This is a genomic window from Marinihelvus fidelis (assembly GCF_008725655.1).
GTDB classification, from domain to species: domain Bacteria; phylum Pseudomonadota; class Gammaproteobacteria; order Xanthomonadales; family SZUA-36; genus Marinihelvus; species Marinihelvus fidelis.
In genome coordinates, this window is record NZ_VYXP01000006.1 from 308920 (window position 1) to 335336 (window position 26417).

General features: G+C 64.6%; 23 protein-coding genes and 1 tRNA gene. 6 read left to right on the top strand and 18 right to left on the bottom strand.

What is annotated here, in order from left to right; genetic code table 11:
• Nucleotides 1-70: 70 nt before the first annotated feature.
• Nucleotides 71-469 (top strand): large-conductance mechanosensitive channel protein MscL, encoded by a 399-nt coding sequence (mscL, locus tag F3N42_RS11735; protein WP_150864650.1) that lies wholly within the window; start codon nt 71-73, stop codon nt 467-469.
• A 74-nt stretch (nt 470-543) separates the two neighbouring features.
• Here the strand turns inward: mscL and F3N42_RS11740 are convergent, their stop codons facing one another.
• The 12 genes from F3N42_RS11740 to F3N42_RS11795 form a co-directional block, all read right to left on the bottom strand.
• Nucleotides 544-2718 carry a carboxy terminal-processing peptidase gene (locus F3N42_RS11740; protein ID WP_224784880.1) on the bottom strand — a complete coding sequence of 725 codons (2175 nt, stop codon included), beginning with the start codon at nt 2716-2718 and terminating at the stop codon, nt 544-546.
• A gap of 129 nt (nt 2719-2847) precedes the next feature.
• On the bottom strand, nt 2848-3873 hold the full coding sequence (gene lipA, locus F3N42_RS11745) for a lipoyl synthase (protein ID WP_150864651.1): 1026 nt from the start codon (nt 3871-3873) through the stop codon (nt 2848-2850).
• Nucleotides 3874-3876: 3 nt separating this feature from the next.
• A complete protein-coding gene (gene lipB, locus F3N42_RS11750; RefSeq protein ID WP_150864652.1) occupies nt 3877-4539 on the bottom strand; it encodes a lipoyl(octanoyl) transferase LipB in 663 nt (220 codons plus the stop codon).
• Between the two features lie 12 nt (nt 4540-4551).
• A complete protein-coding gene (locus F3N42_RS11755; protein ID WP_150864653.1) occupies nt 4552-4818 on the bottom strand; it encodes a YbeD family protein in 267 nt (88 codons plus the stop codon).
• Nucleotides 4811-6061, bottom strand: a complete 1251-nt coding sequence (locus tag F3N42_RS11760) for a D-alanyl-D-alanine carboxypeptidase family protein (RefSeq protein ID WP_224784882.1) — start codon at nt 6059-6061, stop codon at nt 4811-4813. Before F3N42_RS11760 ends, F3N42_RS11755 begins: the two co-directional genes overlap by 8 nt.
• Before the next feature lie 8 nt (nt 6062-6069).
• Nucleotides 6070-6846 (bottom strand): septal ring lytic transglycosylase RlpA family protein, encoded by a 777-nt coding sequence (locus tag F3N42_RS15865; protein ID WP_191621380.1) that lies wholly within the window; start codon nt 6844-6846, stop codon nt 6070-6072.
• The gene (gene mltB / locus F3N42_RS11770) at nt 6846-7826 is read right to left on the bottom strand and encodes a lytic murein transglycosylase B (protein ID WP_150864655.1); all 981 of its coding nucleotides are present in this window, start codon (nt 7824-7826) and stop codon (nt 6846-6848) included. The genes F3N42_RS15865 and mltB overlap by 1 nt, the downstream gene beginning before the upstream one ends.
• Nucleotides 7823-8914, bottom strand: coding sequence for a rod shape-determining protein RodA (gene rodA, locus F3N42_RS11775; RefSeq protein ID WP_150864656.1), 1092 nt, complete (start codon nt 8912-8914; stop codon nt 7823-7825). The genes mltB and rodA overlap by 4 nt, the downstream gene beginning before the upstream one ends.
• A complete protein-coding gene (gene mrdA / locus F3N42_RS11780) occupies nt 8911-10773 on the bottom strand; it encodes a penicillin-binding protein 2 (protein WP_150864657.1) in 1863 nt (620 codons plus the stop codon). The genes rodA and mrdA overlap by 4 nt, the downstream gene beginning before the upstream one ends.
• On the bottom strand, nt 10770-11264 hold the full coding sequence (gene mreD / locus F3N42_RS11785) for a rod shape-determining protein MreD (protein WP_150864658.1): 495 nt from the start codon (nt 11262-11264) through the stop codon (nt 10770-10772). Before mreD ends, mrdA begins: the two co-directional genes overlap by 4 nt.
• On the bottom strand, nt 11261-12121 hold the full coding sequence (mreC, locus tag F3N42_RS11790) for a rod shape-determining protein MreC (protein WP_150864659.1): 861 nt from the start codon (nt 12119-12121) through the stop codon (nt 11261-11263). Before mreC ends, mreD begins: the two co-directional genes overlap by 4 nt.
• Nucleotides 12122-12140: 19 nt before the next feature.
• Nucleotides 12141-13190, bottom strand: a complete 1050-nt coding sequence (locus F3N42_RS11795) for a rod shape-determining protein (RefSeq protein ID WP_150864660.1) — start codon at nt 13188-13190, stop codon at nt 12141-12143.
• Between the two features lie 179 nt (nt 13191-13369).
• On the opposite strand from F3N42_RS11795, the gene F3N42_RS11800 reads away from it, so the two are divergent.
• Nucleotides 13370-14308: a carbohydrate kinase family protein gene (locus tag F3N42_RS11800; RefSeq protein ID WP_150864661.1), complete on the top strand. Its 939-nt coding sequence runs from the start codon at nt 13370-13372 to the stop codon at nt 14306-14308.
• A 71-nt stretch (nt 14309-14379) separates the two neighbouring features.
• On the opposite strand, the gene F3N42_RS11805 is transcribed toward F3N42_RS11800, so the two are convergent.
• Both F3N42_RS11805 and F3N42_RS11810 read right to left on the bottom strand, forming a co-directional pair.
• Nucleotides 14380-15093 (bottom strand): nucleotidyl transferase AbiEii/AbiGii toxin family protein, encoded by a 714-nt coding sequence (locus F3N42_RS11805; protein WP_150864662.1) that lies wholly within the window; start codon nt 15091-15093, stop codon nt 14380-14382.
• Nucleotides 15094-15096: 3 nt separating this feature from the next.
• Nucleotides 15097-15579 carry a helix-turn-helix domain-containing protein gene (locus tag F3N42_RS11810; RefSeq protein ID WP_224784884.1) on the bottom strand — a complete coding sequence of 161 codons (483 nt, stop codon included), beginning with the start codon at nt 15577-15579 and terminating at the stop codon, nt 15097-15099.
• 212 nt (nt 15580-15791) lie between these two features.
• On the opposite strand from F3N42_RS11810, the gene F3N42_RS11815 reads away from it, so the two are divergent.
• Nucleotides 15792-15868 (top strand) — tRNA-Met (locus tag F3N42_RS11815).
• Between the two features lie 52 nt (nt 15869-15920).
• Here the strand turns inward: F3N42_RS11815 and F3N42_RS11820 are convergent.
• Together F3N42_RS11820 and F3N42_RS11825 are read right to left on the bottom strand one after the other, a co-directional pair.
• On the bottom strand, nt 15921-17792 hold the full coding sequence (locus F3N42_RS11820; RefSeq protein ID WP_150864664.1) for a cation:proton antiporter domain-containing protein: 1872 nt from the start codon (nt 17790-17792) through the stop codon (nt 15921-15923).
• A 63-nt stretch (nt 17793-17855) separates the two neighbouring features.
• Nucleotides 17856-18716, bottom strand: coding sequence for a sialidase family protein (locus F3N42_RS11825; protein ID WP_263595896.1), 861 nt, complete (start codon nt 18714-18716; stop codon nt 17856-17858).
• Between the two features lie 387 nt (nt 18717-19103).
• Between F3N42_RS11825 and pelA the strand changes: the two genes are divergently transcribed.
• From pelA to F3N42_RS11840, 3 genes are read left to right on the top strand one after another with little or no spacing between them, the layout of a single operon-like run.
• Complete coding sequence (gene pelA, locus F3N42_RS15785; protein WP_224784887.1) at nt 19104-20966, top strand: pectate lyase; 1863 nt, start codon at nt 19104-19106, stop codon at nt 20964-20966.
• Between the two features lie 22 nt (nt 20967-20988).
• Nucleotides 20989-22506, top strand: coding sequence for a pectate lyase (locus tag F3N42_RS11835; RefSeq protein ID WP_191621374.1), 1518 nt, complete (start codon nt 20989-20991; stop codon nt 22504-22506).
• 2 nt (nt 22507-22508) lie between these two features.
• Nucleotides 22509-23891, top strand: coding sequence for a DUF4861 family protein (locus F3N42_RS11840; protein WP_191621375.1), 1383 nt, complete (start codon nt 22509-22511; stop codon nt 23889-23891).
• Between the two features lie 57 nt (nt 23892-23948).
• On the opposite strand, the gene F3N42_RS11845 is transcribed toward F3N42_RS11840, so the two are convergent.
• Both F3N42_RS11845 and F3N42_RS11850 read right to left on the bottom strand, forming a co-directional pair.
• Entirely contained in the window at nt 23949-25397 is a 1449-nt protein-coding gene (locus tag F3N42_RS11845) for a nucleoside hydrolase-like domain-containing protein (RefSeq protein WP_150864667.1), read from the bottom strand.
• Nucleotides 25397-26386, bottom strand: a complete 990-nt coding sequence (locus tag F3N42_RS11850; RefSeq protein WP_150864668.1) for a sugar phosphate isomerase/epimerase family protein — start codon at nt 26384-26386, stop codon at nt 25397-25399. The genes F3N42_RS11845 and F3N42_RS11850 overlap by 1 nt, the downstream gene beginning before the upstream one ends.
• Nucleotides 26387-26417: the final 31 nt, after the last annotated feature.

Below are 26417 nucleotides of genomic sequence, written 5' to 3' on the forward strand. Positions count from 1 at the left end.
ATGGCTTAACATGGGCCGCAGGCGCCTGTGCGCCGGCTCAATCAAAGCAACGAACGGGGAGGAACCCAAAATGAGCATGATGAAAGAATTTCGCGAGTTCGCGATGCGAGGAAACGTGGTCGACATGGCCGTGGGCATTGTCATCGGCGCGGCCTTTGGCAAGATCGTCACGTCATTCGTCAACGATGTGCTGATGCCACCCATCGGGCTGGCCGTTGGCGGCGTCAGTTTCAATGACCTGGCCATTACGCTGAAAGAGGCCGCCGGTGAAACAGAAGCGGTGATGCTGAACTACGGCGCATTCATCCAGACCGTTGTCGATTTCGTGATTGTCGCCTTCGCCATCTTCCTGGTGATCAAGGCCATGAATTCAATGAAGCGCAAGGAAGAGGAAGCGCCTGCGGCACCGCCCGAGCCTTCGAAAGAGGAAGTCCTGCTGACCGAAATCCGGGATGCCCTGAAGAAGTAACGGCTGACGGTCAAACAGGGGCGGCCAGGCGGCCGCTCCTGTCTGCCGGCCCCGGGCCGGCAATCCCGCAATAACTAGTTGATGCCTTCGCCGGAAGTCTTGTCGGTCATCTGGGAGAACTGCTGCGTCAGCAACTGGCTGTCAGACAGTTCCACCATATCCGCGACGATCCGCGCGGACTCGCGCAGCATCAGGTCCGGACGATCGTCCTCTTCGTCTTCGGCCGCGTCCTCGTCGTCGAGTTCGGGGCCGGCGATGTCTTCACCCTGTTCCGCGGCCGCCAACGGGTCGGTGTCGTCCACCAGCGGGCCATCGGCCAGGCCGGCTTCCAGCGCCTTGCGCTCTTCCCGCTTGGCCTCGCGGCGATCCATATCGGCGCGACGCTCGGTTTCCAGCAGCGATACGCGGTGCTCTGCGTACTCGGCGTTGTATTCCTCGATGTCATCCAGCAGCCAGCGGAACTCCTGCTCGCTGGTCACACGATCCTGGAAGTGGAAATCGGCGACCGCGACCATGCGCTCCAGGTCACCGGCGGGCTGGTAGCTGGCCGCATCGATCTCGGTCCACGGCAGGGCGTTGTCCAGCGAGCGTTCGCCATACTCCTGCGGATCGCCGGCGGTCGGGAACCGGATGTCCGGCAACACGCCGCGGTTCTGCGTGGAACCGCCATTGACGCGGAAGAACTGCGCCTGGGTAATCTTCAGCTGACCCATCTGCGGTGAATCGGAGGTCATGCTGTACTGGTCCAGGTCCATCAGCGACTGCACCGTGCCCTTACCGAAGGTCGGCTCACCGATAACGATGCCGCGACCGTAGTCCTGGATGGCCGCCGCGAAAATCTCCGACGCGGAGGCGCTGTAGCGGTTCACCAGCACGGCCAGCGGGCCCTCCCAGGCCATGCCAGGGTCGTCATCTTCCTCGGTGCTGACGCGGCCGTTCGAGCTCTTCACCTGGACCACCGGCCCGCGGTCAATAAACAGGCCGGTCAGCGTGGTCGCTTCCAGCAGTGAACCACCACCGTTGTTACGCAGGTCGATCACCAGGCCTTCGACGCCCTCGGCTTCCAGTTCATCGATCAGGCGGTGAACGTCACGGGTGCTGGAGCGATAGTCCGGCAGGTTCTGGGCCATGCCGTTGAAGTCCAGGTAAAACACCGGCAGGTCGATCACGCCGATCTTCGTCAGCTCGCCGTTGTCCTGCTCAACCTCGATAACCCGGCTGCTGGCGGCCTGCTCCTCGAGCTTGACCTCGTTGCGGACGATATCGATAACGGTGCTGGGCCCTTCGACGCCGACGTCTTCCGGCAGCACTTCCAGCCGCACCACGGAGTCCTTGGGGCCGCGGATCAGGTCGACCACGTCGTCAACGCGCCAGCCGACAACGTCGACCATCTTGCCGTCGGCGTCCTGGCCCACCGCAACCACGCGGTCGCCGGCCTTCAGGCGGCCGTCCTGGTCGGCAGGGCCGCCCGGCACCACGCGCTCGATACGCGTGTACTCGGACTCACGGCCCAGCAGCGCGCCAATGCCTTCCAGCGACAGCTTCATCGAGATCTCGAAGTTCTCGGAGCCACGCGGCGACAGGTAGGCCGTGTGCGGCTCGATGGACTGCGCGAAGGCGTTCATGAAGTAATTGAAGATGTCGTCCGACTCCAGTTCGGCAACGCGACGGTCCATGTTCTCGTAGCGCTCATCGAGCAGCTTGAGAATGTCGTCGTGCTCCTTGCCGGCCAGCTTCAGGCGCAGGTAGTCATTCTTGACCCGCTTGCGCCAGATCTCGTCCAGCTCCTGGCTGTTCAGCGCCCACGGCGCCTCGGTGCGGTCGTACTCGTAATCCTCGTCGACGGTGAAGTCGAATGGCTGCTCCAGCCGCGCGCGGGCATGCTCGGCACGCTCACGCACGCGATCGGAGTAAACGTTGTAGATATCGAACGCCGGGGTCAGGTTGGAGTGGCGCAGCGCGTCATCCATGCCATGACGGAAACGCTGGAATTCGCTGATGTCGGTGGCCACGAAATAGCTGCGATTGGGATCGAGCATCTCGATGTAGCTGTCGAGAATGGCCTCCGAGAGCTGGTCATCCAGCTTGGTGGTCTTGTAATGCCAGTTGGTGAGTAGCTTGGTGGCGATATTGCTGGTGAAGCGCTGTTCCATGCTCGGTTGCAGCTGGACGGCATCGCCTTCGGGCAGGCTGGCCCAGGCGGTGGAGGTCGCCACCATCAGTGGCAGCAGTGTCTTGATGATTCTCAACGCAATATCTCCGTGAAACGGTGTCGTCGGCCCGGCAGGTGGATTCCAGCGCCGTTCAGTTCCGACTATACATGCATGACTTTGTTCCCTTTATCCAGCAATTCAAGCACGAGGGCAAGGGGGCAGCGCCTAAACGTGGGCTTTTTCCGCCGCACCGACCAGCCCGGAACGCTCGGCCATCTCGTCCGCGTGGTAGGACGAGCGCACCAGCGGGCCGGAGGCCACGTGCGTAAAGCCCATCGAATCACCCAGTTCTGCCAGGCGTTCGAATTCGTCCGGCGTCCAGTAGCGGACCACCGGGTGGTGATGCGCGGTCGGCTGCAGGTACTGGCCCAGGGTGACCATGTCGACGTCGTGCTCGCGCAGGTCGGCCAGCGCCACTTCCACCTGGTCCCAGGTCTCGCCCAGGCCCAGCATGATGCCGGACTTGGTCGGCACCTGCGGGTTGCGCGCCTTGAAGTCGCGCAGCAGGCGCAGCGACCAGCCGTAGTCGGCCCCGGGGCGCACATCGCGGTACAGCGGCTCGACGGTTTCCAGGTTGTGGTTGAACACGTCCGGCGGCTCGGCGGACAGGATGTCCAGCGCGCGCTCGGCGCGGCCTTTGCCGCGGAAGTCAGGTACCAGGATCTCCAGCTGGATGCCCGGATTGGCCGCACGTACCCGCTGGATGCACTCGGCAAAATGCGCCGCGCCGCCATCGCGGAGGTCATCGCGATCGACCGAGGTGATCACCACGTAGCGCAGGCGCATCTGGGCAATGGTCTCGGCCAGTTTGCGCGGTTCATCGGCGTCCGGCGGCTTGGGGCGACCATGGGCCACGTCGCAGAAGGAGCAGCGGCGCGTGCAGATGTCGCCCAGCACCATGAAGGTCGCGGTGCCCTTGCCGAAACACTCGTGAATGTTCGGGCAGGATGCTTCCTCGCACACGGTGACAAGGTGCTGCTCGCGCAACTGGCTCTTGAGCCGCTCTACGGCGTTGCCCACGGGCAGGCGCACGCGGATCCAGGGCGGCTTGCGCAGGCGCGGTGAATCGGCGTCAAACTGCGCCGTGTTGCGCGCCATCTTGTCACCACCCACCTGCTTCTGGCCGGCTTGTGGCGAGCCGTTTCCGGCCGCGGTGTCGAGACGAATTGGAATCTTGTGAATATCAGTCATGGTTTAACCTTCGGTCGCGGGCAGGCCATCTGCGCGACGGAACCCCTTATTGTAGCCCAAAGCATAGGCCAGGCAGCTCAATAGCGCCGTTTCGGCCTGTGCCAGGCTGGTATCCGCCAGGTCGGTCAGCCGGGTGACGGCCAGCCCCTCGTAACCGCATGGGTTGATGCGGCTGAAGGGCTCCAGGTCGTTGTTGATGTTGAACGCCAGGCCATGGAACGAGCAACCGCGGCGGACTCTCAGGCCCAGCGCGGCAATTTTCGCTTCGCCCACATAGACGCCGGGCGCGCCTTCACGCCGTTGTGCCTCGATGCCATAGCCGTCCAGCACCTGGATGATGGCGCCTTCGATACGCGTCACCAGCTCACGCACACCCAGCCCCAGCCGGCGCAGGTCCAGCAGCGGGTAGACGACGATCTGCCCGGGGCCGTGATAGGTAACCTGGCCGCCGCGATCGACCTGCACGACCGGGATGTCGCCCGGCGCCAGCACGTGCTCGGCGCGCCCGGCCTGGCCCTGGGTGAACACCGGCGGGTGTTGCACGCACCAGACCTGGTCGGCCGTGTGCTCGTCGCGCTGGTCGGTGAAGCGCTGCATGGCGCGCCACACCGGTTCATAGGGCATCAGGCCCAGGTGACGGATAACCAGCGGCGGTGAAAGGTTCATGTTCGAAGGCGCTCAGAGCGCCATCAGGACTTGCTCGCAGTCGGTCAGGTCCATGTAGATCCGGTCGAGCTGCTCGCGCGACGTGGCGACGATCTTGACCGTCACCGACACGAAGTTGCCCTCGGCACTCTCGTTGATCGCCACGGCTTCACCGGCGTACGGCTCCGCATGGGCGAAAACGATGGTCGTCACCAGTGACTCGAAGTCTTCGCTGGCCCGGCCCATCGCCTTGATGGGGAACATGCACGGGAACTCCAGCAGCGTGGTTTCTTCACTCATCGTCGGCGTCTTCTTCGTCGTCGCCGCCAAACAGGCCACCCACCCACAGCCGGGTCGAATCCCAGCTGCGGCCGAAAAAGCCCGCCTGCTCGACGGCAGCGAGCGCCTGCAGGCCCTGGTCGACCACGGTCTCGCCGTCGAGCGCCACGGTCAGGCGACCCAGTGACTGACCAGCCTCGATGGGGGCCTCCAGTGTCGGCGGCAATTCTACGCGGGCCTCGAGGTCGTCGTAGCGTCCACGCGGTATGGTGACGAACAGGTCCTGGCCAATGCCGATTCCGACTTCCTCGCCTTCGCCCTTCCAGACCCGCGCGCGGGCCAGTTCATCACCAGCCTTGTACAGCTGCACTGTTTCGAAGAAACGGAAACCGTAGTTGAGCAGCCCCTGGCTCTCGCTGGCGCGCGACTGCTCGGAGGCCGAGCCCATGACCACGCTGATCAGGCGCATGCCGTCGCGCTTGGCGCTGGCGGCCAGGCAGTAGCCGGCGGCCTCGGTGTGACCGGTCTTCAGGCCATCGACAGCCGGGTCGCGCCACAACAGGTTGTTGCGGTTGTGCTGGCGGATGTCGTTGAAGGTGAATTCTTTCTGCGAGAACCAGGCGTACTGTTCCGGAAACTCGCGGATGATGGCCGCGCTCAGGATCGCCATGTCGCGTGCCGTACTGTAGTGGTTCTCGTCCGGCAGGCCAGTGGAGTTCATGAAATGGCTGTTATTCATGCCCAGCTGTTCGGCGTAGTGGTTCATCACGCCCGCGAACGCGTCCTCGGTACCGGCCAGGAATTCGGCCATGGCCACGCAGGCGTCGTTGCCCGACTGGATGACAATGCCCAGGATCAGGTCTTCAACGGTGACCTGCATGCCCGGTTCGATGAACATGCGTGAGCCGCCCGTGCGCCAGGCCTTTTCGCTCACCGGCACGACATCACCCAGCGCAATGTTGCCGCGTGCCAGCTCCTGGAACACCACGTAGGTGGTCATCAGCTTGGTCATGCTGGCGATATCGGCACGCTCATCGGCGTTGTGATCCACCAGCGTGCGGCCGGAGTGGAAATCCACCAGGATGTAGTTGCTGGCGCCCAGCTGCGGCGCAGCCGGGGTCGGCATCGCCGCCGGCGGGTTCGGCGTCGGGTTCAGGGTGGGGGTCTGCGCGCCGGCCGCGAAGGACAGCGCAAGGGCCGCGAAGGCGACCATTCTGGTTATCGTGTTCAGCATGTAAAACCCGGTATTTCGTTCAATGGACATTGTGCCACTCATCGCCTCACTGTATGTGGGCGTTCGTAGCCCAGTTCAACGACACGCGCCGCCGTGTCCTCCAGATCGACCAGTTGCCTGAACGGCCCGATAAAGACTTTGTAGTACCCGCTATCGCGGTCCACGTCGACCTTTTTCACCCGCCCCTTCTCCAGCGCCTTTTCCAGTGACCGGGCGGAATCCTTGCTCTTGAACGCGCCGGCCTGCAGGTAGGTATCGTCCGGCAGCTTGCGGTCGGCACGGCGGTCATCGAAGGTGATGGCGCGCACTTCGACCCGGGCGGTGCCCTGGTCGACGTAGCCCAGCCGTAGCGCGGCACCGTAGGACAGGTCGATAATCCGGTCCGAATGAAACGGCCCGCGGTCATTGATCTTGACGATTACCTTCTTGCCGTTGTCCAGGTTGGTGACCTCGGCGTAGGTCGGCAGCGGCAGGCTACGGTGGGCGGCCGTGGCCTTGTACAGGTCATACGGCTCGCCGCTCGAAGTCGGCCGGCCATGGAACTTGGTGCCGTACCAGGACGCCACGCCACGCTCACGATAACCCGAAGCGCTGGGCATGACCGTGTAGGTCCTGCCCCAGACCTCGTAGGTGGGCCCGTTGCCGTACCGCGCCCTGGGCTCTGGCTCCGGCACCGCGTCTTTGACATCGGAGGCGTGGATACGTTTGCCCGGCGCGCCGTCGCGGTCCGGCCTGGAAGGCGCCTTGTCGCGGCTGGCACAGGCCGCCACGAGGGCGACCAGCAGGGTGATGGTGAGTACCCGCCAGGCGTGCATCACGGCGCCATGCCTTCACGCAGCGCTTCGCTGAGCTGGTAGACGGCCATCGCGTACATCTTGCTGCGGTTGTAGCGGGTGATGACGTAGAAATTGTGGAACACCATCCAGTATTCATCCCGGTCCTGCTGCTCCAGGCTGACCAGCGCCGCCTCGCGCTCCGGGTCCAGGTCGGTGGCGCTGCGGTAGCCCTTCTCGTGCAGGTCCAGCACCGTCAGCTCCGGCTTGTAGCCGGCCTTGAGCAGGCTGAAGTCGGCGCCCTCGCCGGCTTTCGCTCGGCGCGCCACGGGGCCGCCGGCCTCCCAGCCGTGCTCGGCCAGGTAGTTGGCGACACTGGCGATGGCATCCGGGCGCGAGCGCCACAGGTCACGGCGACCATCGTCGTCAAAATCAACGGCGTAGGCGCGGTAGCTGGAGGGCATGAACTGCCCCATGCCCATGGCGCCGGCGTAGGAACCGGTGACCTCTTCCAGCGGCAGCTCTTCCTCGCTGCCCAGCAGCAGGTAGTTCATCAGCTCGGAGGAAAAGAATTCGGAGCGGTCACGGGTGCGGTCGCTGGGGTAATGAAATGACAGCGTCGCCAGCGAGTCCAGTACGCGGTAATTACCGGTGATGCGCCCATAGAACGTTTCCACACCGATAATCGAAACGATGAACTGCGGGTCCACGCCGAACTGCTCCGACACCTGGTTGATCAGCGCCTCGTTCTCGCGCCAGAACGCCACGCCCTCGGCGATGCGCTGGTCGGTGATGAAAATCGGCCGGTAGTCGTACCACGGCTTGCCTTCCGCCGGCCGGGCGATGGCGTCGGCGATCGATTGCTTGAACTCGGCGCCACCCAGCAGGGCGCGCACGGAGGCCGCATCCAGCCCATGCTCGGCGACGGCCTTTTCGATAAAGGCGTCTTCGCCCGGATGGGTCTCCGCGACCGCCATGGGGGCCAGGGAAACCAGCAGGAATAGCAAGGGTGTTCGTGTCATCGGGTAAATTTCCTGTGCCCGTAAACGGACATCATGATGCCAAAGCCGGCCAGCAAGGTCACCGCCGACGTGCCACCGTAACTGATCAGCGGCAACGGCACACCCACGACGGGCAGAACGCCGGAAACCATGCCCCCATTGACCAGCACATAGACAAAAAGTGTCATGGCCAGGCTGCCGGCGACCAGCCGCGACCACGTGTCACGGCCCACGCTGGCGATATACAGGCCACGCCCGGCAATGTACAGGTACAGCGCCATCAGCGCGATGACACCGACCAGGCCAAACTCCTCGGCCAGTACCGCGAGGATGAAATCCGTGTGTCGCTCAGGGATGAACTCCAGTCGCGACTGCGTACCGTTCAGCCAGCCCTTGCCCGCCAGGCCGCCGGAACCCACGGCGATTTTCGACTGGATGATATTCCAGCCCTGCCCCAAAGGGTCGGACTCCGGGTTGAGGAAGGTCCTGACCCGGTTGCGCTGGTACTCGTGCATGACCAGCCACAGCGCCGGCAATGCGGCCAGGGCGGTGGCGCCCAGGCCAAGGATCACGCGCCATCGCAGGCCGGCCAGGAACAGCGTGAAACAACCGCTAACGCCCACCAGCAACGCGGTACCCAGGTCTGGCTGACGCGCGATCAGCAGCGCGGGAACGACCAGGATCGCGCCGGCGATCGCGCCATCCTTAAACCCGGGCGGCAGCACCCGGGGGTGCAGGTACCAGGCCACCATCATTGGCACGGCCAGCTTCATGATTTCCGAGGGCTGGAACCGGACCACGCCAAAGTCCAGCCATCGCTGAGCGCCCTGGCCCACACCCAGCCAGGCAGTCGCGGCCACCATGACCAACCCAAGCGCGTACAGCCACGGCGTCCATCGCCGCAGTACATGCGGCGGCACCTGGCTGATTGCCAACAGGATGGCGATACCGACACCCAGCCGCAGCGCCTGCCGGTACACCAGCCCCAGGTCTTCACCGGATGCGCTGTAGAGCACGAACAGGCCACCGCCCATGACCGTCAGCAGGGCCAGCAGCAAGGGCAGGTCCAGCCGCGGCAGGCCGAACAGGCCGGGTAAAGACCACCTCATGGCAGTGCTTCCTGTGACAGCCAGGCGTCGATGACCGTGCGCGCCATGGGTGCCGCCACCAGCGAACCGGCGCCACCATGCTCGGCGACCACGGCCACGGCGATGCGCGGCGAATCGTAGGGTGCAAAGGCGACGAACAGCGCGTGGTGCCGCAACGCGGCGGCCACGGTCTCATTGTCATACTCCTGGCCGCGCGCCAGAGTGAAGACCTGCGCGGTGCCGGTCTTGCCGGCGATTTCCCAGGGTGCGTCGACACCGATCTCCCGCGCCGTGCCACGCGTACCGTTCACCACCCGGCGCATGCCTTCCCGGACCCACTCCCAGTTGCCCTCGTTGACCACTGGAATCTCGTAGGCCAGCGGCGCACGGATCTCTTCCACCTCATCATCGTCGGCATGCTTGGCCGCAAACACCACCCGGGGTTCCCAGCGCTGGCCACCATTGACCAGCGCCGCCACGGCATTCGACAGTTGCAACGGCGAGGTCACATTGAAGCCCTGGCCGATGCCGGCAATGACCGTCTCACCGGGGTACCAGGGTTCGTTGTAACGGCCGCGCTTCCAGTCCCTTGACGGCAGCACGCCGCTGGTCTCGCCCGGCAGGTCGATCCCGGTCGCCTGGCCGAAACCGAACTGCGCCAGGTAGTCGTGCATGGCATCGATACCCATGGTCACGGCCATGTCGTAGAAATAGGTATTCACCGACTCTTCCAGCGCACCGCGGATATCCACCCAGCCATGACCGCCGCGTTTCCAGTCACGGTACGGACGGTCGTAGTTGGGCAGGCGATAGGCGCCGCTGGAAAAAACGCGGTGCTCGCGCCCATAGACACCCAGCTCCAGCCCGGCCAGGCCAACGAATGGCTTCAGCGTTGAGCCGGGCTCATACCCACCCGACAGCGCGCGGTTGAACAAGGGTTTACCGGGCTGCGCGAGAATCGCCTCGTAGCTGGCCTGGCGAATGCCGTCGACGAACAGGTTGGGATCGAACGCCGGCTTGCTGACCATCGCGATCACCGCGCCGTCGCGCGGGTCGATGGCCACCACGGCACCCGGCTGGTCACCCAGCGCCTCCCATGCGGCGCGCTGGACCTCGATATCGATGGACAGCACCAGGTCGCTGCCCGGCACCGGCGCCTCGCGCTCGAGCACGTCCAGCACGCGGCCAACGGCGTTGGTTTCGACCTTTTCCATGCCTGAGTGACCATGCAGCACGCCTTCCCACGAGCGCTCGACACCAAGCTTGCCGATGTGGGTGGTGCCGCGATACTCATCCACATCGACATTGGCCAGGTCGCGCTCATCGACACGACCGACGTAGCCCAGCACGTGGGTCAGCAGCTCCCCGTAGGGATAGTGCCGGGACAGGTAGGGCACGGCCTCGACGCCCTCGAACCGGTGCCGATTGACCGCGAAGCGGGCCATTTCCGCCTCGTCGAGCGCAAACCGCAGCGGCACGCTCTCGAACTCGCGGTAACGGCCGCGGGCACGATGAAAGCGGGCACGGTCTTCCTCGTCGATTTCCACCAGCTCGGCCAATGCGTCCAGCGTGGCTTCCAGGTCGCCCACCTTTTCCGGGATCAACTGCAGGCGGAACGCCGGGCGGTTCTCGGCCACGGGGCGGCCGCGGCGGTCGTAGATCAGTCCACGGGTGGGCGCCACCGTCCGCACCTGTACGCGGTTGGACTCGGAGCGCGTGGTGAAATCCTGGTGATGAATGACCTGCAGCCACAGGTAGCGCGACAGCAACGCCGTGGTGAGCACCAGGATGCCGATAAAACCGACGATGGCGCGGCCACGGAACACCGAGGCCTCGGCGGCATCATCCTTCAGCGGCCGGTTGAGTGGCGTGGCGTTCACGGGTGCCGGGACTGGCGACGCCGCAGTCTCATGAAATCCATCACCAGGAACAACCACGGCCAGATGGCCATGCCCACCAACGGCGCGAGCCAGTAGTGCCAGGTCGGCACGGGCTCACCCAGCAGCGCGGTGATCCACAGCAGGATGATGCGGTCATTGACCAGCAGCGCCAGCACCGCCAGCGCCTGCTGCCAGGGCGGAAAGAAGCGCATCCGCGCGCGGAAATGGCGGACCAGGTAAACAATGACAACCAGGCTGAGCGCGTGCATGCCCATCAGGCTGGCGCTTAGCAAGTCCAGCAGCAGGCCGATGGCGAAGGCCGCGCCCAGGCTTACGGGCCGTGGTACCTCCAGGCTCCAGTAGATCAACACCAGCGCCACCCAGTAGGGGCGCAACGGTTCCACCGCCGGCGCCAACGGCAGCAGCGTCAGCACCATGGCGATCGCCAGGGCCAGGGCCAGCAGGCGGGCGCTGTCCTGTCCGCGGATCACTGGACATCCTCAGTGGCTTCGGGCGCGATCACCAGCAGCACTTCGCGACCACGATCCAGCGCCGCGGTTGGGCGCGCCTCGACCATCGCGAATGCACCATCGGTGTCGCGGTCGATCGCGGAAATCACGGCGACCGGGAATCCGGCGGGAAAGCGGTCGCCCAGGCCGGAGGTCACCAGCATGTCGTCGGGCCGGACATCGGCCTGTATGGGCAGGTTGGGCAGGCGCAGCCGCGCCGGGTCGCCCGTGCCGTAGGCCACGGTGCGCTGGCCGGTGCGAAGGATCTGCACAGGGAGCGCGTGCTCGGGATCGGAGATCAGCCGCACCCGGGACTGGCCCCACTGGATGGATTCGACCTGCCCCATCACGCCCAGGCCATCGATCACGGCCTGGCCGACAGAAACGCCATCGACCTGGCCCCGGTCGATCACCACCTGGTGGGCATAGGGATCCAGGCTCACGGATATCAGTTCGGCGAAACGAAAATCGAGTTGCCGCCCCTCGGTGGCCCGCAGCAGGTCGCGCAGGCGCTGGTTTTCCTCGACCAGGGCAGCCATCTGCAGCATCTGAGCCGACTGGCCGAGCACCTGGCTTTCCAGTCGCTCGTTTTCCGCGGCCAGTCGCGACCATGAACGGGAGTAGCCGGCAACACCGCGCAGCGCGCGCGCCGGCAGCTCAGCAAGCAGGTAGACGGGCTCGACCGCGTAGTCCAGCGCCGCCCTGATCCGGGGGATAAAGCGGCCACTCTGGTCCATCGCCATCAACAACACGGACAGCAACAGGTAGAGCATCAGGCGGGGAGTGCTGAGCCGCCCCTGGCCGGTACCGCGGTTGACGTCGGGGTTATCGATTCGCACCGGGGCGGTTCAGGCGGGATCAGGTGATGGCAAAGAAATCTCCGCGATTCTGGTCGATCATCTCCAGCGCCTTGCCGCCACCACGGGCGACACAGGTCAGGGGATCATCGGCCAGGAACACGGGCAGGCCGGTTTCTTCGCTGAGCAGTTTGTCCATGCCGCGCAGCAGCGCGCCACCGCCGGTGAGCACGATGCCGGTCTCGACCACGTCGGCGCACAGTTCCGGCGGCGTCAGTTCCAGTGCCACCTTGACCGCCTCGACCATGCTGGACAGGCTTTCGCTCAGCGCCTCGAGCACTTCATTGGAATTGATGGTGATGCGGCGCGGCACACCTTCGGCCAGGTTGCGGCCAGACACGGTCAGCTCCGTGGGCTCGTCATCCGGCCAGGCGCAGCCGATCTCGATCTTGATCTGCTCGGCCGTGGTCTCACCAATCAGCGTGCCGTAATTGCGGCGGACGAAGTTGACGATCGCCTCGTCGCACTGGTCGCCACCCACACGCACGGAGTTCGAGTAAACCAGGCCGTTGAGGGAAATCACGGCCACTTCCGAGGTACCGCCGCCGATGTCGAGCACCATGGCGCCACGCGCCTCGTGCACCGGGATACCGGCACCGATGGCCGCTGCCATGGGCTCTTCGACCAGGTAGACCTCGCGCGCGCCGGCGCCTTCGGCGGATTCCTTGATGGCCTTGCGCTCCACCTGCGTGGACGAGCACGGCACGCACACCAGCACGCGCGGACTGGGCCGCAGGAAACGCGATTCATGCACCTTCTTGATGAAGTGCTGCAGCATGGCCTCGGTCATGTTGAAGTCGGCGATGACGCCGTCTTTCAGGGGTCGAACGGTACGGATGTTGCCGGGTGTGCGGCCCAGCATTTTCTTGGCGGCAGCGCCCACCGCGGCCACGGACTGCGGGCCACCGGGGCCACGGTCCATGCGCACCGCCACCACCGACGGCTCGTCCAGGACAATGCCCTGGCCACGTACGTACACCAGCGTATTGGCGGTGCCAAGATCGATCGAAAGGTCGTTGGAAAACAGACCACGGAGACTTTTGAATACCATTATATGTGTCCCGGGGGGAGAAACCGTCGCAGGGGGTGGGCTAGGGTATCAGCACGGCCCTTTTCCGGCAAGCTGGCGCCCTGCCGCAAACCCTTTGTTCATGCGGTTTTTAGACGCGCCGAACGGCACTGTCGTATTCCGCTACAATTCGCCACTCGGCCCATTTTTAGAGAGAATTCATGTCAGCGCTGATCTGCGGCTCGCTCGCCTACGACACCATCATGGTCTTCCCGGAAAAATTCCGCGACCACATCCTCCCCGAACAGATGCACATCCTTAACGTCAGCTTCCTGGTTCCACAGCTGCGGCGGGAGTTCGGCGGCGTGGCGGGCAACATCGCCTACAACCTGAAACTGTTGGGCGGCAAACCCTACCCCATGGGTACGGTGGGCGATGATTTCGGGCCGTACATGGGCCGGCTCGACAAGCTGGGCATCTCGACGCGCTACATCCGCCACATGGAAGGTGAGTTCACACCGCAGGCGTTTATCACCACCGACCTGGAAGACAACCAGATCACCGCCTTCCACCCCGGCGCCATGGCCCACAGCCACCTGAACAAGGTCGCCGACAGCGATGGCATCCGCATTGGCATCGTCGGGCCGGACAGCAAGCAGGCCATGCTGCAGCACAGTCGCGATTTCCCGGCCGCCGGCATTCCGCACATCTTCGACCCGGGCCAGGCCATGCCGCAGTTCAATGGCGTAGAACTGCGCGAGTTTGTCGCCAATGCCGACTGGATCATCACCAATGATTACGAGTTCAAGCTGCTGTCGAACCGCACCGGCCTGTCTGAAAGCGAGATCGCCGGCCAGGTGAAGGCCCTGGTGGTCACCCGCGGCGGCGAGGGTTCAGTGCTGCATGAAGGCGGCAACACCCTGGTCATCGAGCCCGCACCGGCCAGCGAGATCAAGGACCCGACGGGCTGCGGCGACGCCTACCGCGCCGGCTTCATCCACGGCATCCTCGAAGGCAAGGACCTGGCCACCGCCTGCCGCCTGGGCTCGGTCATGGGCGCGATCAAGATCGAACACCTGGCGCCGCAGCACCACGAGCCGACGAAAGATGAAATCGCCGAACGCTTCCAGGCCGCCTACGGCTACCGATTCGACGCCTGAAGCTTTGGGGTCAGAGTAAGGGGTCAGAGTCGTGACTCTGACCCCTTACTCTGACCCCTTACTCTGACCCCTTACTCTGACCCCTTACTCTGACCCCACATTTTCAGCTGTCGCAGGTGCTTCCACACAACGGCCTGCGGCAGATTGATCGCCATTGATTCCATACAGCGCTCAAGCCAGCCGTCACGGTTCTCCAACCGGTCGATCGCCTTCCCAAGATCAACCTGGACGCTTTCTCCGTAGGCATCCGAGGACTTAGCCACTGCCTTTTCAAGCAGTGCCTTTCCCGGGTTCATCATCGCCAGGTCGATCACGTCCCTGTTAAACGCGCCATCATCCAGCCAGCGATCCGAGTTCGCCAACAGTTTGCTGCTGGCCATGTCCAGGGGCGATAGCGTGGCGACCCCACAAATGAAATCTTCGGATCCCTGTGTTTCGAGCGCAATCCGCCCTTCCAGGACAATCTCGAACTTGATCGGCCTGCCAACAACTTCCAGCATGGTGCGGATACCGTACTGGTCGGCACGCGTGTCCCCGATATGCCCGAACGGATGCGTCTTGCTAACAAACAGGTTGGCCAGTCCAGGACTGGCCAGTTGACGCAGTTGCCGGTATCCCTGTTTCGATGACACGAGAAAATCGATATCCACGGACTCGCGAAACTCGCCATAACGCATGGCGATGGCGGTACCTCCGCCGAAGTAGCAACGACACCGGGCCAGAAGGTCACCGTCGAGAGCACTGAGCACCTGCGCGATTGCCTGGTGATGCTTTCGCGCAAACATGACTCAATTCCCGGAGTGAGCCTGGCCGAACAGTTCGCGCAGACCATCAATCAGCTGAACTTCCTCCGCCGAAAGCTCACCCAGCTCCAGATGACGCTGGTTGCGCTCAAAGATGTCGAGCACTTCACGCGCAGTCAACTCGGCGGCACCATCGCGGACATGCCAGGCAAGCCGCCTGAGTGCGGGATAGTCTGCCAGGTTGATTCGGACAGGCACGACGGCGCCGCTTGCTTCCCGCGACTGCGATGTGTTGTCCGATAGGCCAAGATTCAACCCCAGCACTTTCGCGGCGCTGGCCCAGGCGCCCATAGTGACCGATGGCTCACCCTTTTCAATACGGTACCAGGTGATACGCGACATACCCGCCGCCTCAGCCGCCACCGTCGCGCTCAGATTCAGCGCTTTGCGCCGCACCCTGATGCGTTCGCCAAGTGCATGCAGCGCCTTTGCATTAGTCGCAGAGATTTTTGGACTCTTTGCAGGCATAGTGTTTCTCATTATGTTCTTTTATCCGCATGTGTCAACAATGAGAAACATTTTTAAGCCTTTTTGGTCTCTATGCCTGCCAAGGCAGGCGCGTGATATCGAACAACGTCGCAAGCCCACCAACTCAGCGAGTGAAAGCGGAAAAGGTTGACTTTAAGAGGGCATTTGCGCAGAATTCCCGGCCCCGTGCTTCCCGGCTCGGGAAACCCTATGGTGATGTAGCTCAGCTGGTTAGAGCGCGGCACTCATAATGCTGAGGTCGGTGGTTCAAGTCCACCCATCACCACCACATTCCGAAACGGGCCGTAACCCCAGGTTGCGGCCCGTTTTCTTTTGGCGCCTCAGTCAGGTTGGCCCGTCGACATCCGGTCGCGCGCTTCGGCCACCTTGCCCTGCAGCTGGCGGCCCCATTCCTCGTTGATTTCCTTCACGCGGGCCACGTACTCGGGGTTTTCGTGCGCGGGCACATCGATCTTGTACAGGTTGGCGATTTCCTGCATGGAAGACCGATCCAGTTCCTCGAAAGTGGCGGACAGGTGGCTGGCCTCGTCGTGAGGGAAGCCCAGCGCTTCCAGCGCCGAGCGGCCGGCGCGGATGGCGCTGTCGTAGGTCTCGCGGATGACGTCGCGGCAGCCCACCGACCACAGCTCGTAGGTGTGGTTGCGGTCCCAGGCGCGGGCGATGACATGCAGGTGCGGATAGTTTTCGACCAGGTAGCGGGTCAGCGCGGTGATCTGCTCGCGGCCATCGATAGCAACGATGAACAGCTTTGCATGCTCGACACCGGCGGCGTGCAGCATATCCGGGCGCGTGGCATCGCCGTAGTAGGCCTTGACGCCGAAGCGCTGCAGGATTTCCAGGTGCGCGGCGCTGTAATCGATGACCGTGGTCTGGAAGCCCATGCCACGCAGCATGCGGTTGATGATGCCGCCGAAGCGGCCATTGCCGGCGATGATGATGTCGCTGGTCTCGTCGATATCATCCGCCTCGCGGTTCTGCCGTGACGCGAATCGTGGCGCGATGAACCGGTCATAGGCGATGAACAGCAGCGGCGTCAGCAGCATCGACAGCGCCACCACCAGCAGCAACTGGTCGGCCAGCATGGGCGGCAACACCGCGTTGTCGACCGAGAACGCCAGCAGCACGAAGCCGAACTCACCGGCCTGCGCCAGCGACAGGGCCAGCAGCCAGCGGTCGGCGCCCACCAGCCCGAACACCCGCCCCAGCACCAGCAGGATGATCACCTTCAGCGCGATCAGCCCCAGCGTCAGCGACAGCACCAGGCCCCACTCGTCGAACAGCAGGCCGAAATCGATGCCCGCACCGACGGTCATGAAGAACAGTCCCAGCAGCAGACCCTTGAACGGGTCGATATCGGACTCGAGCTCGTGCCGGTACGGGCTGTTGGCCAGCGTCACGCCGGCGATAAAGGTCCCCAGCGCCGGCGACAGCCCGACCAGGGACATCAGCAGCGCGATACCGACCACCAGCATCAGCGCGGCCGCGGTGAACAATTCGCGCATGCGTGTGACGGCGATGAAGTTGAACATCAGTCCGGTCAGGCGGCTGCCCCCCACCAGTACCGCGGCGATCACGCCCACGGTCACCGCCACGGCCTGCCAGGCCTCGAGTCCGGCGACCAGGCTCATCGAGCCATGACCGCTGTCGTCGTGCCCGGCCGGGGCCGCCGTCATCAACTCTGGCAGGGCCAACAGCGGAATGAGGGCCAGCATCGGGATGACCGCGATGTCCTGGAACAGCAGCACGGAAAACGTGGCCCGGCCGCCATCACTGCGCATCAGCCCCTTCTCGTTCAGGGTCTGCAGCACGATGGCCGTCGACGACAGCGCCAGCACCAGGCCGGTGGCCAGGGCGACCTGCCAGGGCAGCTCGAACAGCAGCGCCACCGCCATCACCACGCCGGCCGTGCCCACAACCTGCAGGCCACCCAGGCCCAGCAACTGCCCGCGAAGCCGCCACAGGCGCTGCGGTTCCAGCTCCAGGCCGACGATAAACAGCATCATTACCACGCCGAATTCGGCGAAATGTTGCAGCGTGATGACATCGACCTTCAGCAGGCCCAGCAACGGCGACAGCGCGATGCCCGCCAGCAGGTATCCCAGCACCGATCCCAGCCCCAGCCGGGTCGCGATAGGCACCGCAACCACGCCCGCGAACAGGAACATGAAAACCAGTAACAGGTATTCAGCCAAGACTCCGCTCCCCGAAAAACTGCCTACAGCTTACGGGTTTCCGGTTCGCGCGGAAATCCGGGGTCAGCGGGTGGACAGGAAGGCGCCCAGCGCCGCCGGCCCGTCCTGCGGCCACCGGCCGTCGGGCATCGGCGTGGTCACGAGCGCCGCCGGGTCCAGCACCACGTGCTTGATCCGCTCACGGTGCCAGGTATAGACAATATGGACCCGGCCATCGCGGGCCTGGATCACCGCCGGGTAGGAAAACTGCCGGCCTGGCTCGTCAATGTAATCGAGCACCAGCGCGGCCTCCCAGTCCTGGCCATTGTCGCTGAGCGCGACGTTGAGAATGCCCCGGCCCTTGTGGCCCATGCCCGGCTGCTCGCGGGTCGAGTGGTTATAGACCAGCAACTGGCGGCCATCGTGCAACGTTACGGCGTCGAAGCCCGAGTTGTTGTTGGGCAAGGCGCCCGCGGTCACCGGCGACCAGCTGGCGCCGCCATCGGAAGACCAGCTCTCGGCCATGAAACCATGTTCCGAACGCGTCCGGCAGAGCATCTGGATACGCCCGTCCGCGTGCGTGAGCAGGGTTGGCTGGATGGCGCCGATCTCGTCAGGGTCGTTGAGTGAGGCACTCCGCTGCCATGTCAGCCCGCCGTCAACGCTGCGCTCGACATGCACGCGCCAGCCGTCGTCCTCGGTGCTGGACCCGGCGACGATGGTGCCATCGGCAAGCTGGACCGGCTTGTTCTTGACCGGCCCGATCAGCCCGTCACCCAGCGCGCGCGCTTCACTCCAGGTCAGTCCGTCATCGGCCGACGTTTTCACCATGGCGGTCCAGGCCTCGATCCGCGGCGCGACCTTGTAGAACAGCGCCACGTCCCCGCCTTCTGGCTGGAACAGCACCGGGTTCCAGGTGGCCGAGCGGCTGCCGTCCGGTTGCACGCCGTCCGCGACGGAAACCGGCGCGGACCAGGCGCCCCCCCGGCGGCTTGCGCGAAGACCAGATCTCGACATCGTCGGCACCCTCGGAACTGCCGCCGAAAAAGGCCGTCAGCAACGTGCCGTCATCCAGTTCCGCCAACGTGGCCGCGTGGCAGGACTCAAACGGCGCCGACTCGAAGACGTACTCGGCCAGCACCAGCCCCGGCCGGTCGTCGGATGACCATGCACCCGACCATGGCGCCATCAGTACCAGGGCGAACAAAGCAGCGGTGAGTGCCGGCGGAAAGCGCTTGATTTTGCGAGCGATGAACATTGACGTTGGTGCAACCATGCGAAGATAATCAAAATATATTCGTAAATTATAGAAACCGCAGGCTCGATACAACCATGACCGCATTCCCCCTCCGCGCAGGCGCCGCAATCACCATCACCGCGCTCCTGGCCGCTGCCAATGCCCAGGCCCAGCCCGTCAGGCTGACCGAGACCGAATGGCACGGCGTCGGCACCTACAAGATCGAGATGCGGGTGGGCACCGTGTACTTCGAAAAGGACAACGGCGTCTCGGGCTTCAAGAGCTTTATCGACCGCGCCGGCAATGACTGGGTGGCGTCCTACCTTCCGCCCGGGCCCAATGGCGACTTCCGCGGCTTTCCCAACAGCGTTGGCAATTTCGGCCACGCCGGTCGCGACAGCGGCTCGACCACCACCATCGTCGATGGCATCACCGAGGGCGACGTGGTGATCCTGGAGTCCAGCAACGACGATTTCACGTTCCGCTACCACTTCCTGGCCGATCGCGTGGCCATCGAGGTGCTGCGTTCGACCGGCGATTACCATTTCCTGCTGGAAACCGTGGCCGGCGGCAGCGCCACCGAGGGCGACTGGTACGTCACCGCCGATGGCCGCAGGCGCATTCCCACCGAAGCCGGCGAGCTGGACGACTTCACGCCCGAATGGGTGTACCTGGGCGACCCGGACGTCGACCAGGTGATGTTCTTCGCCAAGGCGCCGGATGACGACGCGCCGAACGAAAACCATCGCCAGTTTCGGCCGGGCAACGTCCACAACATGGACCTCTACAGCTTTGGCCGTACGGGCGCCGAGCACGGCTACGAGACCCATGGCATGAACGGCAACGAGCATGTCGCCATCATCGGCTTCGTGTCCGCCGGGCGCACCCACAACGAGATGGCGGCGCTGATCGAGGGCTACCTGGCGGACCCGTTTACGCCAGGCGTCGGCCCGGTCCGGTTGTGGGGCCGCGAGCTGCTGGACCGTGACCCGGACTGGTATGGCAGCGAGGAAGCCATCGCCATCGCCGATGCGGTGGTTCGCTACCAGTCCTACCAGGGCGGCTGGCCGAAAAGCACCGACCTGGCCCGGCCGCCGTTGACGGAGGGCGACGTGCCCAGGGCCGGCGACGGCCGTGCCAACAGCCTGGACAACGACGCGACCACCGTGCCAATGGCCTACCTGGCCCGCGTCGCGACCGCCACTGGCGACTTCGCCTGGCGCGCCGCCTTCAATCGCGGCCTGGATTACCTGTTCGCGGCCCAGTACGACAACGGCGGCTGGCCCCAGTTCTGGCCGCTGCGTGACGGCTACTACTCGCGTATCACCTACAACGACGATGCCATGGTCAACGTGCTGAACCTGCTTCGCGACGTCGCCAGCGGCGAAGCGCCCTACGCCTTCGTCGACGACAAGCGTCGCCAACAGGCCGCCGAGGCCGTGGCGCGGGGCATCGATTGCATCCTGCGCACGCAGGTCCGCCAGGACGGACGCCTGACCGCGTGGGGCGCGCAGCATGATGAGAACACGCTGGCGCCGGCCTGGGCCAGGGCCTACGAGCCGCCGTCGCTGTCCGGTAACGAAACCGTCGGCATCCTGGCCTTCCTGATGAGCCTCGACGACCCGTCACCGGACGTCATCGCGGCCGTCGATGCCGGTGTCGCCTGGCTGCAGGAGGTCGCCATCGAGGGCCAGCGCCTGGACCTGGTGCACAACCCCGACGGCCGCCTGGAGCGCATCATCACGCCCGACCCGGATGCCCCACTGTTGTGGGCCCGGTTCTACGAACTGGAGACCAACCGGCCGCTGTTCCTGGATCGCGATTCGGTCTATCGCTACGACTTTTCCGAGATCGGCTATGAACGTCGCAGCGGCTACAACTACCACGGCCACTGGCCCGCTGAATTGCTGGCCGACGACTACCCGGCCTGGCATGAACTACTCGAAAACCATAACTAGAACACTCGACAAGGAACTGCTCATGAAACAAAGGCTCACCACCCTGGCCTGCGCCGCTCTGCTGGCGGCCGGCGCAGGCAACATCACGACGGCGCAGGCCGCCCCGCCATCGAATGAGGAAGTACGCGCCGCGATGCAACGCGCCACCACGTTCTTCAGCGACAACGTGTCACTCAACGGCGGCTACGTCTGGGTGGTCAGCGATGACTTCAGCCGCCGCTGGGGCGAAGTGCCGGCCCGGCCGTCACAGATCTGGCTGCAGGGCGGCACCGAGAGCGTCGGCGACATCATGCTGGATGCCTGGGAGGCCACCGGTGACCCGCTGTACCTGGACGTCGCCCGCAAGGCAGCCGACGCCATCGTCTACGGCCAGCAGCCCACGGGCGGTTGGCACTACTTCATCGACTTCGACCCGCCGGGCCTGATGGACTGGTACCGCGACGTGGCCTCGCGCTTCATCTACGGCTACGAGGAGTACCGCTACTACTACGGCAACGCCACCTACGACGACAGCGTCTCGCAGGATGCCGCCGGCTTTTTGCTGCGGTTCTACAACCTGACACTGGAAGCGGCCTACCGCGCGCCGTTGCTGGAGGCCCTGGATTTCCTGCTGGCGTCTCAATACCCCAACGGTGCCTGGCCGCAACGCTGGCCGCTGCACCAGGATCCGGATGACGATCGTCCCGACTACCCCGACCTGTACACGCTGAACGACGGCGCCATGCGCGCCAACATCAACCTGCTGCTGGACGCCTGGTCGACGCTGGGTGACCCACGCTATCTCGAAGCCGCCCGCCGCGGTGGCGACGCACTGATCGCGCTGCAGGGCCCCGATGGCCAGGCCGCATGGCCCGAGCAGGCGGGTTTTGACCTGGCGCCCGCCGCGGCCCGCACCCACGAGCCGCCGGGCTATGTCGTGCGCGAGAGCCTGGGCGCGCTGGCCACGCTGGAGCGCCTGTACCTGGTCACCGGCGACGCGCGCTACCTGGCGCCGGCACCGAGCGCGTTTGACTGGTTCGAGCGCATCAACCGCGAGTCCGCGGAGCAGCGTTATCCGCGACCCCGTTACTGGGAGCACGGCAGCAACCGGCCGTTGTACAACGTCCGTATCCCTGGCATGGACGACATGGGTCACGGCCTGTACAAGTGGAGCACCGACCCGTCGGAGACGGACTGTGACGGCGCACCCTGCCAGGGCGATGGCGAGCCGTTCGTGGATGTCGCACCACTACGCGCCCGCTATGCCGAAATCCAGTCGCTGGACACGGCGCCGGCCCGCCAGGCCGCGCTGGTCGCACGCCAGGCCGCCGAGCACGAGCACGAACGTACCCAGCGCCTGTCCGGCGAAGACCCCGCGGCCATCATCGCCGCGCTGGACGACCGCGGCGCCTGGATCACCGACGATATCCAGGTCACCAAACCGAATGCCGACACCCGCGACCCCGAATTCCGCGAGGTGGTCACGGGTTACAGCACCCGGGTGTTCGTGGAACGACTGGCCACCCTGATTTCAACACTCGAAGACGACAACGGAGACTGATCGTGCTGAAACGAATTGCACCCCTTTGCCTTGCGCCATTGATCGGCGGCACCGCGCTGGCCGCGGACGATACCGCCAACGGCTGGTATACCCAGGGCGACTTCACGCCCACCCAGCGTGTCCGCCTGACCATCAGCAACCCGCTGGACCGCGCCCGCGAGAACAGCCCGGTGATCATCACCCGTGAGCAACTGGCCGCGTTGCCGGACGTGCACGAACTGTCGATCACCCTGGTCGACCCGCAAGGCGAGTCACGGCCGGAGCCCACGCCGGAGCATTTCAACCGCCAGGGTGGCCACTCCAGCCGCAAGGAAACCCACGGCCGCTGGATTCCGTACCAGCTGGACGACCTGGACAAGGACGGCCTGTGGGACGAGCTGTTCTTCATGACCGACCTGGACGGCGGCGAGAGCAAGGACCTGTACCTTTACCTGGGCGACCAGCATTACGGATGGGAGGCGCACCGCACCCATGCCGGCATCGGCACCTATGTGCGCCACAATGTGCCGTTCTGGGAGTCGGAGAACATCGGCTGGAAACTGTGGTTCGCCACCGACATCGACGTCTTCGGCAAGCGTGAGCCGGTGCTGATGTCACAGCACCTGTACATGGACAACCTGGACGGCTACGGCGTTGGCCTGGTCGACCCGGCCTGGGGCTCGGACATCATGCAGGTGAACAACTCCTTCGGCGGCGGCGGCATCGGCGTGTTCGAGGACGATGACAACCCGAATGTCGTGTCGCGCTCGCGCTACACCCCGCAGGGCCCGGACGACACCGGCTTCAACGCCGGCCCCGCCGGTGATTCCCGCTACGCCTACACCGTGCTGGTCAACGGCCCGATCCGCTCCATGGTGCAGGCCAAGACCATGAACTGGGACTCCGGCGCCGGCGAATACGAGTACGAGCAGGTCTACACGGCCTACGCCGGCCACTCCTTCGCGACCTCGCGGGTCACCTACTCGACCTTCGAACCGGACAACGCGGGCACCGACTTCGCCGTCGGCATCCGCAAGCACGTGGGCGAGGACCATCACTACCAGGACGGCGGCGTGGTCATCAGCGGCGCGCCAGAGGCCATCCGCAACCTGGATGACGAAGGCCTGCGCGAAAACGACCTGTTCGTCGATTACGTGGGCACGGCGCTGGTGGTGCCGAAGCGCTACGCGCCGGAATACGTGTACGTGCCGGGCTTCAGCGAGAACCACGCCTACCGCATCGAGCCAAACGCGGAGCGGACATTTGAGTATCTGATCGCGGCCGGCTGGAGCGACGGTGTCGTCAACCAGACCCCGGAGGAATTCCAGGACTACGTACTGACCGTGGCCGAAGAGTTCAACGCCCCGGTGCAGTTTGGCGGTGCGGTGCTGGAGTCGAAGGACTGATTACGGTCCTGGCAGCCAGAAGAACAAGGGGGCCAACCGGCCCCCTTTTTTATTGCGTTACTCGACGACGTCGATGATGACGCGTTTATACCGGGTCAGCCGTGGCGAGCCATGGTCGGTGACCGCCAGGATCACGTGCATGGTGCCGGTGCCCGGTGGCATGACGCGGCTGGTCTTGACCTCCAGCCAGGCGTCACGCTGGTCGAAGTTCTGGATGTCGTGCTTGGAACCGGAACGCGAGTTTGACATCGCGCGGGTGCCCGCCTCTTCGTAGACAAACCACTCGTAGGACACCGCATCGCCATCCGGGTCGGTGGTTCCAGCCGCGCTCAGGTCGACGCGCTCGCCCTTTCTCGCCGTCAGCCGGTCCGGGTGCCCCAGCGCGGGCACTGGCGGGTGGTTGGCCTCGTCATACGGCTTGATGGTCCAGTCCATGCGGGCCGAGAAATCGTTCTGGTAGGCTTCGCGCCAGCGCCAGATGGTGGCGTGGTTGGTGGTGTGCCATTCGCCGTCGTTACCCAGCACCTCGTCCTGCACGTTGGTCCAGATGGCGCGCTGCTCTTCTTCCAGGAACCATTTTTCCTTGCGCGGCTGGTACAGCTCGTAGCGACCGCCCCAGCCGCCCCAGTTGGGGTGCTCGGGCGCGTTCAGGCCATTGTCGACCAGGTACAGGAACGACGGCGTGTCGCCCTCCATCATGAACTCCCAGTGCGGGTACTGGGCGCCCAGCGGACCCTTGCGGCGCACGTGCCGGTCCAGCCACTCGTTGGTGACCAGTTCGAAGTCGGCGCCGCCGAAACGGCCATGGAACTTGTCGCCACCAATGGCGATCCAGGTGGCGTGGTGGAAGCCACCACCGGCGTTGACGCCCGGTGTGACGATGTAGAACAGGTCCTGGAACTCGTTGCGGATCCACGGCCCGCTGTTGTCCTGGTCGGAGATCGCGTAGACGCGCAGCTTCGACACGAACTCGGCCAGTTCAGCTTCAGAGCGCGTGGCGCGGACTTTGTACAGCGCCTGGGCCAGCACATCGGGGCCACCCCACACGGTAACCCACAGCGGGCGGTCATCCTGGCGGTCAACGGCGGCGATCAACAGGTCCGAGCCACTGGTGTCGTGGCCCTCACCAACGCTTTGCATGCCATCGGCGGCAGGACCCTCGGCGATGGTGGCCTTCAGCGCCTGCGCGGTCGGAAAGCCCGGCTCGTGCAGCTCCAGGTTATCGCGCACCTGGCCGTAGGCATCGACGAAGGTGGCGATGAATTCCGGGAACACGCCGTTGGCGTTGGCCGTCGCCACCAGGCCCTCGATGTCGAAGTGGTTGGCGTAGGTCAGCAGCCGCACTAACGACATCTTGTCGTCCGGATCACCACCGATGTCCGTGAGCACGAACAGGCGCTGTTTCTCGATGTCGGTGTCCTGTGCCGGCGCCGGCGTGGCGGTGAACGCCGCGAGCAGTATCAGCAGCGAGGCCGGACAGCCGACCCGCTTCAGGCTGGCAAACATCACTTGCGGTAGGCCGTAAACAGCGCCTCGCGGGCCATGTCCAGGGCGGTCACCGCGTCGTGGTTGGCCTGCGCCTCGGCCATCGCGGCGAAGTCCAGGGTGTCCAGTGCGCGCTCGATGGTTTTTAGGAAATTGATCGCGCTGGTGGCCGCAGCAATGGGGTCCTCGCGGAACGGGAACTGGTCCAGCTGCCAGACGCCTTCCCAGTTGTTCTTGCGCAACGTGTAGAAGAATTCGAACAGCTCGATCGGGTGCACGGTGCCGGCGACCAGGTCGTCGTCCCAGCCGCGCAGGTTGTCGTTCACGTCCATGCCGAACAGGCGGCCGTAGTCGATGGCCAGCTGGGCCGAGTCGGCCGGCGACTCGCCACCGTACAGCGCGTGGCCAAAGTCCAGCAGGATGCCGACATTCGGCAGGCCCATTTTCTCGATACCCAGCAGCGTGCGTGCGACGCTGTCATAGCTCATGTGCACGCGCGGCTCGCGCGGCTTGTACTCGATGACGAATTTCAGGTCCGAGTGCTTCTCGGCCAGTTCGGCGATGCCCTCGACGCTGTGCTTCCAGACCTGCTGGTAATCCACCTGGAAGGGGTAATCCCAGCCATCCTGGCCCGGCCACAGTTTGACGTAACTGGCGCCGAAGCGGCGCACCACGTCGGCGGCATCGTCGATCATCTCTGCGGCCGCGCGGCGCACACCGGCGTCGGGGTTGGTGAACGCGCCCTTGGCGAACTTGCGGGTGTAGATCTCCGGCGTGATGCCGATGACTTCCAGGCCGTTGCGCTTGAGCGCGTCCTCCACCTGGTCCAGGCTGATGGACGGGTCGGCGAACGGGTAGTTGATGTCCACTACCGACAGGTCCTCCACCTGGCCGGCCATGTCGATCATCTCAAGCAGGGTGCGGGGCGGGCCGTAGCCATCGGTGGCGTAGCGGTCGACATAGGTTGCGAAGTGCCAGATACCGGCACCGTATTTCTGTGCATTACTCATGCTTTGGATTCCTTGCAGTCGTTCGTTATTG